Genomic DNA, 13,258 nt, shown 5'->3' on the forward strand with positions numbered 1-13,258 from the left:
ATTATGTCATGTGATAAGTTAAGTAGAATTTGTTATCGATAAATTAATTAGATTTTGTTTTCTGCTCTTCCAAATTACTCAATTGGGAATTTGTTTTCACAGGCCTCAAAGGAACAAACTCCCCCTCACTCTGCTTCATCGCCTCATCCATTAGCTCTGCTACACGTTTAGGCCAATTCCTAAGTAGCGTGATTGAGTACAGCGCAAATGTAACCACAAATCCCCAAAACAATATCACTTCGGACACCACAAAATATTCACCCAACACACCCACTAATGCGCAGGTTGCACTGAATGAACAGATGGTAAATAACGTAGCCAATTTACTTAGACCAACACGTTGAAATATGTGATGCAAATGGTCACGGTCCGGATAAAACGGTGACCGTCCTCGCTTGACTCTGCGATACATAATTGCAGCCATATCCATCAAGGGCAGGGCAATTAACCACAGCGCCGTGACGGGGCGCATTATAGGAGTAGCAGTTGGCTGTGTAATGGTTAACAACATCCAAATCACCAAAAAACCAATCATCATTGAGCCAGCATCGCCCATAAAGACTCTGCGCTCTCGACCCAAGAACCCCATATTCATCATGACGTAAGGCGCCATAGCGACGACCACAACGACGCACACATACGCAAGTTCATGTTGTTGGCTTAGATTCAATAAAACTGCCATGCCGGTAAATGTTACCATCGACAACCCACCCAATAAGCCATCGATACCATCGACCATGTTAAAGGCGTTGATGGCGGCCAATACTGCAAATATTGTGACAACGGATGCAGCCCAACCAAGACTCATGTCACCCAACCCAAAGATATTCCCAATAAAATTGAGTTCCAATCCGGTGAAATACATCATGACACAGGTCAAAGCGACTTGAACGGCTAGACGGTATTTGAAGCTGATATCAAATTTATCGTCAATAGCACCGACCACAATGAGGGTGAACAAACACAACAGCAAAAGTCCGGTGTGAGGTAAGATGTCAGGATGAGAAAATAAAAAATAAGAAATGGAACTGAAAACGGCAATCCCGCCAACCAGAGGCACAACCCCTTCGTGTTGTTTACGAAGGTTCGGCGTATCGACTAACCCGATGTGTTTTGCCACTTTGCGAAGTACAAATAGCGCTGCAAAGGTAAAAAAGAAGACAAAAAAGAGCTCAATAATCATCATATTCCATTAAATTCGTCTTGAACGTGGTGAGTATAGCACATAAACTGAACATTGACGATGCATGTAATATGATGGTTTTGTGACATAATATTACGGATGCAATAAGGGCATGAAAACACCGATATGAAAAGAATCTTTCAATCAATGCGATCCAAACGCTATGTGGCCAGTGTTTTATTGGTACTGTGTGATGCGCTTGCGTTTATGGGCATTGGCTTGACCTTTTCCTTGATGGATCCGTCTCTTACACCAGACCTTCCATGGACGGTGCCCATCTCATACGCCATTGCGCTGTGCATCATTATGATGCTGTTGTTCAAATACGATTTTTACACCTGTTATCATTCCCAACAACGCCATTATCAAAATAAGGTGATTGGCTTGTTAGTCAGTTTGTGCACGTTCTTTTTGTTGTGCACGGTGATTGTATTACAACACCCTGTGGATACGTTGCCGGCGCTAGTCATGATCTTTGGTTTCATGGGCTATGTCTTGTGTTCACGTCTGGTGGCGACGGTGTTTTTTAAACGCCGAGAAAAGGTGGTCTATTGGGGAGATCACATTGATATCGCCATGGCGTGTCCTGAAACGGCCAAAGCGTATTTGGTTGGACAGGTTGTGTGTCGTGACAGTATTCCGTTGGATTTCACCATTTATAAACGGGTAACGGATCATCAATTTTTTACTAAAAAATATCGTTTTCATACCTTAATCATCGATGACAAGGTGCTGTGTCGACTCAATTTGACGCAGTTCCAAGAGTTGTTGATTGAGCCAATTGTTTTACGGGTCTTTGATACACAGTCTAAACGCATCCGTCGACTCAATGCACTCGAGTTGATGCAGGCCACGCAAGCACACATCGGTGTCTATGGGACGCAAAGCCACACCACCAAGCAAACCGTTCCTGTTGTATTGGACGGGGTCTGGCCAGAGACACTCAGAAATGGCCTAATTTCACAGATAACAACAACCGATGATGTGAATGCCGCAAACGTTCGCTGTGTGTATTTGCACTGCGCACTGGACGATGAGCACGTCCAGAAAATCCAATCTGACATCGAGCCTATTGCGGTGCAAAATGCATTACGGCAAGCATTAACTGAGATTGATAAGCTCAGCGCAGAGACGCATCTGATTGTGGTGTCGCAGTTCAGGCAAGGGATGTCTTTGCCTGCACGTTTATTACAGGGATGGTTAGAATTGGCCTATCAACACAAAGCCGCAATGGTCAACGCATCCATCAATGTGGTGCGATTAGACAATACCCTTGACGATGTTGAACATTATTTGGGGACGTGCCAAACATCAGTGAACCAGCATCGCGCTTTGACCTTATTGTCCCCATATGAGCAGGTACGAGTGCATACACCGAAACAACTTTATGCCTGGGCGCGCTTTATCCACCAACTCTGTGAGAGACAACAATCAGGCATGTATCGCATCGAAAACAGTGTGCCATGGCATGAACTCATGTTGATGGAACATATGATTTTAGCCGAAGGGTTATCGCCTAAGATATATGGACAAAGTGTCCTGAGGCCGTATGAAGTCGCTATTGATTTTAGACAGGACAATGCGTTGTCGATACAAGACTATTTTAAGCACTCAGGGAAAGGGACTGGATGGCAGCATGTCATCGAATTACCTCAATCATCAATGACTCGAACGCAATTCAATCAAACCATGCATTGGTTGTTATCGCAAGATGCGGCGGCCCTATCAAGCCAAATGCTAAGGGTCTTACAAGGTGATGCGATACCTTCTGCCAAAGAGACTGATAAAGTCGTGAACGTGAGATTTGGTGAAATCTTTACGCAAAGAGGTTAACCTTTTTTGGCAAACTCATCCGAGGCTGAAGCGGTCGATGAAGTCGATGCGGGAGAACGCACGGCACGGATGGAGGACAACGTGCTGGGAGCGGTGTTCAAGACGTTTTGTGCAAAGTGATGCGGCCAGTTTTTATTTAGTGCGTAGGTGTAGACCGCAAACGTTAATAAGAAACTGATGAACATCATAGATTCTGGCAGCATGATGTATTCGCCAAGGATCCCAAAACAGGCAAACCCCGCAGCCAACGAGCAGATCACAAATAAGGTCCCGGTTTTGCTGATCCCTGCGTTGAGGCAAATGTGGTGCAAATGATCGCGATCTGGGGTAAAGGGCGATTGACCTCGTTTGATGCGTCTGAACATGATCGCCGTCATATCCATCAACGGCAACCCAATAAGCCACAACGCGGTCACTGGACGCATAGTGGCACTGGCATCGGGTTGGGTCATGGTGAGCAAGAACCAAATCACCACAAAGCCAATCATCATCGAACCCGCATCGCCCATAAACACTTTGCGTTTGTGACCCAATATGCCTAGGTTAAACATTACATATGGCACTAGGGCGGCTACCACCACCAAGCAAACAAAGGCAAGATCGTGTAATGCGTGAAGGTTCAAGACAATGGCCATACCGGTAAAGGTAATGATGGCCAGTCCGCCTAGAAGACCATCGATGCCATCGACCATATTAAATGCATTAATGGCACCAATCACTGCCAATATGGTAATAATCGGGGCCAGTGGGCCAAAGTACATGTCACCGAAGCCAAAAATATTACCGACGTAATCCAACTGCATATGGGTGTTTGCAATCACTAGGATAGTTATTCCAGCTTGTACCAATAATCGCGGCGCAACGGGCATGTCGAAGCGATCATCAATGGCGCCGAGTATAACTAATACGGCAATGCATAGAACAAACAGCTCGGCGTGGGCCAAAATGCTCGGGGATTGAATAAAATAAAAAAAGAGGGCGACAAAAACAGCTATGCCGCCCACTAGGGGAATACTGCCTTGGTGTTGTTTGCGCAGGTTAGGCGTGTCAAGTAAACCTAGTGACGGGGCCAGTTTGGAAAAACAATACAACGCGCAAAATGAAAAGAAAAAGGTAAAAACTAAATCTATCAGCACAATTAATCCCTGTCGCTTGATTGGCTAAAGTAATATCGAAGCACTTTAGAAAAACATTAAGCTAAATTTTTAACGTTGTCTCTAAGCCTTTTTCTTAGAGGAGGTTAAAATCCAAGTGTTTTTGACTTGAACGCACTCAATGCGCTATTATCATCCAAAATAATAATGATAAGTAAGTGTGATGAAAGCTCGGTCCCTCACTCTAATTCTCCTCCTCACCCTGTCAGGGTGTTTATCTACGTCCGAAAAATTCCAGCAAGATGCCCAGTTTATTGTGGAATATTTGTTGTATGATTTTCCCATGCCGGCCGATGCCGAGATTGACAGTGATGAGAGCATCATCATGGGGACTGGCAGTTCTTGGTCTGGGCGGGTGAACTTGTTTGCGCCAGAAGCGCCGGGCAAACTCATGCGCTATTACACTGACACAGGCAAGAACATGGGGTGGCAATTAAGCTCCTCGACCATCTCGGATAACATCATCATGGTGTTCAAAAAAGCCAGTCGCACCGCGACGGTGGAAATCCATCGCCGCTCGTTTTTGGAAACCAAAATTTTACGCAGTGATGGCACCAACATCACAATCAGCGTCCATCACCCCAAAGAGGGCGGTCCAGCCACACAATAAAAAAGAGCATCTGTTGGGTATCATCCTGTCATACGAAAGTTTTGTGAAACGAGGCATTTTGGTGTTGCATTCATGCGTATATATGCTTTAATGATTATATCAATTTTGAACATTACAGAATCTTCGTTGAAAAGGATTTACCATGAACTTCAAGTACTCTCAACTTGCCGTAGCATTAGCGGCATCTCTAGCTTTAGGCGGTTGCTTTGGTAGCAGCAATGTATCAACCAATGTACCAGACGTTGTCATCCCACCACCTGTTAGTACGACGATTGATGTCGAAGTAACGGGTAACGTCATTGACTCTGTCACAGGGAATGCGATTGATGGCGCCACCTTAACCTTTTTAGTCAATGGTGAAGCCACAAATGAACCACGTTTGTTAGATACTGGTTTTACACGGATTTCAGAGCTGACGGCGACGGCCGGTGCCTTTGCGTTTGGTTTTGACAGCGATACGCTCATTGATTCGGTAACTATCTTAGTCGAAGCCGATGGCTACTTGACGCAAACGATTAATTTTGACATTGCGAATGCTGCTTCAAATAACGCGCTGGCGTTCCCACTGATCGCCAAAGTCACGCCAGGTATTGCGGTGGTCGAAACGCAGGCAACTGTTACTGGTCCAGTGGCTGAAGAAATTGTGATTGAAGCTGCCGCAGAAACGGGGGCTGCAACGGTCACAATACCAGTGGGCGTGGTCTTACAGAACGCACAAGGTGAAGCGGTTACTGGAGATGTGTCATTGCAAGTTGTTGCAATTGACTCGGACGCCAGCGAGGCATCATCGGCCAGTGTTGCTGACTTGCTGCCAGCAGGTTTACAAGACGCAGGGTCAGCGGATGTCTTCTTACCGGTAGCCGCGACCGTGATTAACTTTACGGACGCGCAGGGTAATCCTATCAAGCAATTCTCTTCGCCGATTACCGTAACCATGCAGATCCCATCGTCTCGCAACGTGGCCGAGGGCGACACCTTGACGTTGAAATCCTATGATGAAATCACTGGCGTGTGGACAACAGAAGACGAAGTGGTCACCGTCGGTGCACAAAATGGTGATTTCTTCCCGGGCACGTTCCAAATCAGCAGTTTATCGATAAAAGCAGCGGGTAAACAGATCAGTAATGATGTGTGCGCAGGCTCAACCACCACCATCAACTTTACTGGCGACGCAGCGGTTGCCGGTTTGGTAGCAAACATTAGCCGCATTGCTTCGGGTTCAGCAACACGCACCTTGACCGATGACCAAGCACAATTGGCGTTAACGGACACGGCTTCAGCGTCTGAACTAGCGTCTGTTCGTGTAACGGATTCACAAGGCCGTGTATGGGGCTCAGTCACTGGCGCAACTGCATGTGGCGCGATCAATGTACCTCTGACTAATCCTGGCACTACCGTCAGCGAAAGCTTGAATGTCACCGCTATTTGTGAAGGTGACAGCACGGTCTTTACTGCTGATACAGCTGCCGTGGTTAACTATCGCTTGGCTGACAGTTCAGATGCAATGGCCTTGGCCGCTCATGTGGGCGGGGGTAACTACCGTTTGCAATTATTGAACGATGGCGCTACCTATGATGTGAATATCAACTCAAGCATTGTCGGAGTACCAGATTATTCGGTACAAATCACTGCCGATGGCCAAGACGAATCCGCACCAATCACCTATGATTGTAATGCAGGCACTGGTACTGGTGGTACCGGTGGTACCGGTGGCACTGGCGGTGGCGGTATCTAAGCGCCAATCTTGCTAACCGAACCTCAAAAAGGCTCAGACTCTGGGCCTTTTTTGTGGTTGCAACGAATGGTAAACTATTTACAGTCAAGGATGTCACCCAGGATCCATAAGGAAGACAAGATGACAATAACCCTTTCCCAAGTATGTCGACAGAGCTCAATGTGTTTGCGTATTGCGTGCGTAAGTGTCTGGGTCAGTGTGTGGACCATGGCGAGCGTTGACGTGATAGCAGGCACATCGAGCGATAGCCAATCTTCCACTGGTCGCATTTCATTACAGCCGTTTGTGATTGATACCGATGTCAACGTGCAGGGCTTTGGAGGCCTGATCAACGTCCCCAGCGCTCACGCCATCGGAGTAGGAGAGTTGTACTGGACCTATTCTACCTTGACCGACAACGGCTCGTATCGCAGCGGTGAATCCGACGGCTTATATCAAGCAGGTCATAACCTATCCTTTACAGCCAGCCCGTTTCCAGGCGTAGAAGCGACGATCCGCAACTCAGGTGGTACATGGGACGAAGGATCTGATCTGCAAGCTAACATCAAATACCAAGCGACGTTCATCCCCAAAGACTGGTTTGCCTTGGCGGCAGGCTACCAGGATATTGGTGGGATCACCAATCATCTAGACAGTTACTTTGTGGTGGCTAGTAAAGATTGGCGAAATCTACGTTTAACAATAGGCACAGGTAAAAAACTAGATAAGATAAATAGATTTACGCTTGGAACTGTCTTTCCAAGACGCTATGAAGGAGGATTTTACGGGATCCAATACCAACCGTACGAATGGCTACAACTGATGGCAGAGCACGATGGCGTCAACAATGCCGTGGCTGCCAAATTTAAAACCCCAAAACATTGGTTCGATGGCCAAATCCAACTGTATGGTTCGGTCATGACCGGCGATTACGATGCGGGCACTGGCAACGATAAGGTGTTTTTGCAAGTAGGGGTGAGAGCGAATCTATTCCAAGGCGTGGATGGCGCGTTGGATACACCCAACTATGAAACCCAATTACTGGACGAAGAACTGGGCTGGTTGATGGAGTCACACGATTATGGGGTGTACGAACCTGGTCAAGCGGCTGCGCATTCAGATTACACGCAAAGCACGCATTACGACGATAATGTGGTGTTGATGAATAAGCTGTTGGTAGCGCTTGAAAAACACGGTTTTGATAACGTCTGGGTCGGCGCCCACAGTGAGCGATTGTACGTCCGCATCGAAAACGCCCTATACAACCGTAATCAGTTTGATGCCATTGGCGTGGCATTGGGCATGACTGCGCAGTATGTGCCTGAACACATACAATCCGTGGACTTTACCTTGTCGCGTTACGAAGTCCCCACGTTCCGCGTGGCGGTGTCGGCGCAAAAATTGGTGGCGTTTTACAACGGTCAAATACGCGATCCCGGATTTGAAGCACGCGTCCCGCGCGATCGCAAAGACGTATTGGTCGACTGGGTGCGTGGGGTCAATCGCCCCTGGTTGAAACCGCGGGTAAAGTTTTCTCCAGTCTTGCCAAACTTTATCGGCACTGAGCTAGGCCAAGCGGATTTGAACTTAAGTGTGCGCGCTAATGTCCATATGCCATTATGGCGTGGGGGCGAGGTGTACGCCGATTATGATGTGAACATCTCAGAGAGTGAGGATTTTGACTTGGGCGGTGCGTTTTGGAAATATCGCCAGCCCACTGGGTTAAAAAACGTGTTCTTGCGCCAAACTATGCAACTGCCTTGGAACGTCTATGTATCCGGTGGCCTTGGCGTTGCCAAACAACAATGGCGTGAAGAGCACAATGTAGCGACCTTTCAAGCCGGCTGGCAATCACTGGATGGTCGACACCGCTTGAGTTATCACTATGGATATCTGCAGACTCGGATCCCAGAAGGGCAAGACCGCTATATCTATACTGCAGAATATCGGCATTATCTGCCACTGTTGGATGTATCCATGTATGCTGAGGCAGGTCAGTTTTGGCGCGGTGATCGCGGCTACAAAGTTGGCTTTACCACGTCATTAGGTGATTCGACCCTCAGTGTGTTCATGAGCGAGACCGACGTCAGCATCAAAGGATTGGGCTTTAGCATTCCGTTGGGCAGTCGTAAGAACATGGCCCCAAGTCAACACGGCTATCAAGTGCGCATGGCGGAGCGTTGGCACTATTCACTGGGGACGTCCAGTTATAAGGGCACGAACCGTATCTTTGTGAACATGGCACTGCGACCAGGGTATTTGGCGCAGATGCAAGGGCGGTATTTTAACTTTGACCGCTTATCGATTGCGCATTTAAACAACGCGCTACCAAGGTTGTTGATTGCGTATCGCGAGTTTGCTCAGTAGCCCCCTTTATTCTTGTGATGGCGGCAAGGTGATACTAATAAAATAACTTAGAACGAGGTGGTGAGTTTTTGCTACTTAAAATGGGAGAGTTACACTAGGAGTTTTTCTGAGTAGGGCAAAAAGCGATTGAAATACGTTCCATCAGGTACTTATACTGACATGACTGGTGCGCGGAAGGTGTACCACAAATATGGTATGTTGACTGAATTCAGGTGTGCGTATAGTGGATAGGGTTCAGGACATGTTGTACAAATTTGATGGAGTAATGTCATGTATCCTACCGTTTCATTCAAACGTTCGCTCGTTTACAGCGCAGTATTAACTGCATTGACCGTCCCGTTTTCCAAAGCAGTATTCGCAGCTGAGTCAATTGATCCAACTAAAAACAGTGCGATCAAACTGATCCAGGTCAATGACCAAACCAAAGACAAAAACCACGCAACGCTCACTTCAAACGGGCAAGGTGGTATTGTGATCACCACCAAAGACGACAGTGAAATCATTCAAAATGTCTTGACGCAATACGTCAATCGAGGAACCTCGGGCGGATTCACGGGCAACATTTTAGACATCACCGTGAACAATGACGACATCAACTCACAAAACACCTTTTATTTGAGTCAAATCGGTGGGTCGTGGTTGGTTATGAACGTCAATGGTAAAAACAACACATTCACTATTGTCGATTTGGCGGGGGTAGGATATGACCCCGATGGCACTCAGCCAAGTGGGGCAGTGACCATCAACGTGGCTGGGGACGACAACACCATTGATATTTCTCCAACGGTCTTGGGTAACATTGCCAAAACCTTACATGTGGACGTGGCCAGTTCGGACCAAGCCAGTCCCTACAATAATGTGAATGTCATTCATTTAGCGTACACGGATTTTTCTGAAATCACGACCAAGTTAGTCGATGCATCTTATTCATTCATTGATGTGGAACAAAAAGATCTGTACTTCACAGATGCAGCAGACACCGAGCTATTGCCCAACATTGTGACTATTGACGTGGTTAATGCCATAGCAACTCGGGTTGAAATCACACAAAATGGCATCAACAACATCGCGAATGTCGATGTAAAATACGACCAAAATACCATTAATATCACTCAAGACAGTCCTAGTACGCTGGATAACAACGTAGTCAACGTCAATGTCAGTGGCTTAGGGAACCGAGTAACCACGACCCAAACGGTCCTGTATCCAGCCGAAGATGCCAGCACCAATGACATTGATGTAGATATTGTGCAAGGCTACAACAACATAGTGACCGTGACACAGAACAGTTATGGGCGCATTAATCCAGACTCTACGGCAGACGTCGATATCCACGGCAGTGGTAACCAAGCCACTATTGATCAGTCTATTGACATTGGTTCATTTGGCACTGACTTTGATTGGGGGGCAAGTCAAGACATCACTTTAAATGTCACTGGGGATGACAATATATACTCATTAAAGGGATTTTGGCATCATCGCTCGGAGGTTGCGCTGACTGGTCACGGTAATACAGTGACATTAAGCGACACCGCTCATACTACAGGGACGGTCGGCGATATTGACATCACTGGGCATAACAATACGCTTGAGGTTATCGGCAAACAAAGTTCAACCAACTTCTTTGATAAGCTGTATCAATCGGGGGACGACTCAGTAAACTACAGCTTTACGGTGTTTGGGAACGACAACACCACCACCTTCACCACATTGGGATTTGTGAGTTTGAGTTCTTTGATTGATGGTGCAGATAACGATGTTAATTTAAACATCAATAGCTGGTCACATAATGACATCAATAGCGTATTGATTGGTGATGACAATGCGTTAACTTTCAACATTGGCGCCAACCCAAATAACACCTTGTATGGACATTATGGACAGTCTAATGTGACCTCCAAAATCATCGGTCATCGCAACGATGTCACCTTATCTTCCACGTTTTTGGCCAGTGATTGGGTAGGTCCAGACAAGAACAACTACGACATTGATGTCTCAGGAAACGACAACAGCCTCGTCGTGCAAGACAATCGCAACGGCGGGTCAAACTTGGATGTGGATGTCTTGGGACATGCGAATACCATCCAGATTGGCTCACAAGAGACCGGGTTGGATACCACCAAAACCTTTGTGTATGTGGCTGGCGAACAAAATATCGTCACACTCGATGCGCATGTAAATGACAGTTACATGCATGTGGAGGGTACCGGTAATGATGTGACTATGACCGGGGCTGCCGTGGCAGATTCCCACTATCGTTCGTTTATCCGTGGCATAGATAATACCGTTGACATTGATGTGACCGGCTTAACGGCCGATGCTTACGTCGATGTCTCAGGGAATAATAACGTGATGTCGTTTCATCTTGGTGCCGGTTACATCGATTACGATCTGGTGGGTTCCGGATTCGAAGGCAGTGTAAAGACCTTCAACAGTCAAGCGTATTATCAAACGTTGTCTAAGTTAGGTACGGGCACCATCACAATGATTTCAGATGGTGGGCAAGTGAACATCAGCTCAAACATGGGCGGGTAGTCTGGACGCTCATCGAGCATGATGCACTAGAGTCATACCTTACACTTACCATTAGGACAGCTTTCGCAAAGGCCAGTAGCGATGCTGTCCTGTTTTTTCTACGATTACCTTAGTTGTTTTAATCACATAAGAATATCTATGATAAGTGTCTTTTTATGTTTACTCTTCACACCCTAGTTCGGTTCGAGATTGGGTATCATTGTTGATGGGACATAACTCAGAAGGTAGGGTATCTACCGTATATCGAGCCAGATTGTCATCGTAAAGCGAGTCGGATAAGAACGCAATTAAGTCTGCGCGTTCTTGCTCGGTCAAGGATAGAGGCATAAAACGAGGATCTAAATTGTCGTTCGCCACTTGTGGGATCCCGGCGATTTTGTAATCCACGACCTCATCAATACGGCTAAAGGTGGCCCCATGACCCAATATTGAGGTATCTTTGAGGTTATATAAAGTCGGTACTTTGAAGCGGTAATTGTCCATCGCGACGCCGGTGAATCCGCCTCGACCGCGTCGCACATCCTCCGGAACCATACCTATGATGTCTCGGTTCCAATCCAAATCCCCAAACCCAATGGCCATAAACAAGTCATCAGCAACGGCCCCGACCGGCGATGACAGGGCTGGGCCAGTGTGACAACTGACGCATTGCCCTGTACCAAAAAAGACCCGGGCCCCCGCGACCTGTTGGGGGGACATGGCGTGATTGTCGCCTTGTAGCCAGCGCTGAAAAGGCGCTTGGTTAGCCAATACTGAGCGTTCATAAGCTGCCACCGCTTTTGCAGCTGCCACCGACAACGATGCATATCCTTGCGGAAACGCTTCTGCCAATAACGCTGTGTAGGTTGGGTGAGTGTTCAGTAACGAGGTGTCGCTGACATCCAAACGGTGTACACCTGCACCGGCAATCACTTGTGTTTCCAAGCCGCTTAAGCCAAATTGATTAGCCGCTTTGGGCGTGCCTTCTGGCATCAACTGCTCCACGGGCAGGCCGGCATTCACCAACCCATTTTCTTGGTGACCAAACTGTCCATTCCAGGCCATGACTTCTTGGTAGGCAGTGTTTAATACAGTTGGCGAAGCAATGGGCTGTACATCGGCCAGCAGATCCAGACCATCCGCAACGCGACGGCCTTCACCCGCCATGCCAAAGCCTTCTCCACCTTCCCCAATGCCCTGAGCAACCCCCGCTTTAAAGCCGGCTTTGGCATGATGGCAGGACGCACAGGAGTAGGTGTTGGTCATCGATGTGATCCCGGCGGTGATGCCGGTTTCATGAAAAATCAGTTTACCCAATGTTATTTTGGCTTCGGTAATGGGATTTTGGGGATCCGCAGGAATATTGGCATAGTCCGTTTCGGACGGCAGTGCAAAATACGCGACAGTATTATCCGGAGCCGCCTCTGCCATCAAGGCTTCTAATGCCTGGTAAGATGCGATGACATCCTGATCCAGTCCACTGTTGTCATACCGTGAGGTAGTCGCTGCCGGTTCGGTAGGCGGAGGGGATGGCTCACTGATTTGCGGGTCTATGCCACAAGCGGAAAGGGAGAGCAGAAGCATCCATGAGAGTAAAGCACGCATAACGTATCCATAATGTCGAAAAAAGTCGTGAATACACTTTACCTCATCGCGCTTATGATATCGCTACTATAAATATGGTACAGACAGATATGACGAAATGGTTATTGGCGGGTGAGCGAGCCGGTTGAGCTTGCTTAATCATTTAAGGACTAAGACTTTTTCTTAGATTATCCCAAAATGATTAGGAGTTTTTCCGAGTGGGCTGAAAAGTGATTGAAATCGGTTTTATGGGGTACTTATACTGAAAATGTTGGTGCGTTATGCCGTACCACAAATAT

8 protein-coding genes are annotated in these 13,258 nt (G+C 47.2%); 5 read left to right on the forward strand and 3 right to left on the reverse strand.

From position 1 onward, the window contains the following. Positions 1-43: 43 nt before the first annotated feature. Complete coding sequence (gene wecA, locus NLG07_RS07870; protein WP_254854922.1) at positions 44-1,186, reverse strand: UDP-N-acetylglucosamine--undecaprenyl-phosphate N-acetylglucosaminephosphotransferase; 1,143 nt, start codon at positions 1,184-1,186, stop codon at positions 44-46. A gap of 123 nt (positions 1,187-1,309) precedes the next feature. Here wecA (NLG07_RS07870) and NLG07_RS07875 point away from each other — a divergent pair, with 123 nt between their 5' ends. Next, positions 1,310-3,016, forward strand: a complete 1,707-nt coding sequence (locus NLG07_RS07875) for a hypothetical protein (protein WP_254854923.1) — start codon at positions 1,310-1,312, stop codon at positions 3,014-3,016. Here NLG07_RS07875 and wecA (NLG07_RS07880) read toward each other — a convergent pair. After that, positions 3,013-4,152 (reverse strand): UDP-N-acetylglucosamine--undecaprenyl-phosphate N-acetylglucosaminephosphotransferase, encoded by a 1,140-nt coding sequence (gene wecA / locus NLG07_RS07880; protein WP_254854924.1) that lies wholly within the window; start codon positions 4,150-4,152, stop codon positions 3,013-3,015. The two genes, NLG07_RS07875 and wecA (NLG07_RS07880), sit on opposite strands and share 4 nt — an antisense overlap. A 181-nt stretch (positions 4,153-4,333) precedes the next feature. On the opposite strand from wecA (NLG07_RS07880), the gene NLG07_RS07885 reads away from it, so the two are divergent. The 4 genes from NLG07_RS07885 (at position 4,334) to NLG07_RS07900 (ending at position 11,396) form a co-directional block, all read left to right on the forward strand. Then, the gene (locus tag NLG07_RS07885) at positions 4,334-4,780 is read left to right on the forward strand and encodes a hypothetical protein (RefSeq protein WP_254854925.1); all 447 of its coding nucleotides are present in this window, start codon (positions 4,334-4,336) and stop codon (positions 4,778-4,780) included. A gap of 142 nt (positions 4,781-4,922) precedes the next feature. Continuing rightward, the gene (locus tag NLG07_RS07890; protein ID WP_254854926.1) at positions 4,923-6,515 is read left to right on the forward strand and encodes a hypothetical protein; all 1,593 of its coding nucleotides are present in this window, start codon (positions 4,923-4,925) and stop codon (positions 6,513-6,515) included. A gap of 120 nt (positions 6,516-6,635) precedes the next feature. After that, complete coding sequence (locus NLG07_RS07895; protein ID WP_254854927.1) at positions 6,636-8,861, forward strand: YjbH domain-containing protein; 2,226 nt, start codon at positions 6,636-6,638, stop codon at positions 8,859-8,861. A 270-nt stretch (positions 8,862-9,131) separates the two neighbouring features. Further along, on the forward strand, positions 9,132-11,396 hold the full coding sequence (locus NLG07_RS07900; protein ID WP_254854928.1) for a hypothetical protein: 2,265 nt from the start codon (positions 9,132-9,134) through the stop codon (positions 11,394-11,396). A 159-nt stretch (positions 11,397-11,555) separates the two neighbouring features. Here NLG07_RS07900 and NLG07_RS07905 read toward each other — a convergent pair whose 3' ends face one another. Then, a complete protein-coding gene (locus NLG07_RS07905; protein ID WP_254854929.1) occupies positions 11,556-12,980 on the reverse strand; it encodes a cytochrome-c peroxidase in 1,425 nt (474 codons plus the stop codon). Between the last annotated feature and the right edge of the window lie 278 nt (positions 12,981-13,258).

This window comes from Alteromonas sp. LMIT006, from assembly GCF_024300645.1.
Taxonomy (GTDB): domain Bacteria; phylum Pseudomonadota; class Gammaproteobacteria; order Enterobacterales; family Alteromonadaceae; genus Opacimonas; species Opacimonas immobilis.

Excerpts from the sequence above, each read along its gene's own strand:
- NLG07_RS07885 (WP_254854925.1), top strand. The coding sequence starts at position 4,334 with ATGAAAGCTCGGTCCCTCACTCTAATTCTCCTCCTCACCCTGTCAGGG.
- NLG07_RS07875 (WP_254854923.1), top strand. The coding sequence starts at position 1,310 with ATGAAAAGAATCTTTCAATCAATGCGATCCAAACGCTATGTGGCCAGT.
- NLG07_RS07905 (WP_254854929.1), bottom strand. The coding sequence starts at position 12,980 with ATGCGTGCTTTACTCTCATGGATGCTTCTGCTCTCCCTTTCCGCTTGT.
- wecA (WP_254854922.1), bottom strand. The coding sequence starts at position 1,186 with ATGATGATTATTGAGCTCTTTTTTGTCTTCTTTTTTACCTTTGCAGCG.
- NLG07_RS07890 (WP_254854926.1), top strand. The coding sequence starts at position 4,923 with ATGAACTTCAAGTACTCTCAACTTGCCGTAGCATTAGCGGCATCTCTA.
- NLG07_RS07900 (WP_254854928.1), top strand. The coding sequence starts at position 9,132 with ATGTATCCTACCGTTTCATTCAAACGTTCGCTCGTTTACAGCGCAGTA.
- NLG07_RS07895 (WP_254854927.1), top strand. The coding sequence starts at position 6,636 with ATGACAATAACCCTTTCCCAAGTATGTCGACAGAGCTCAATGTGTTTG.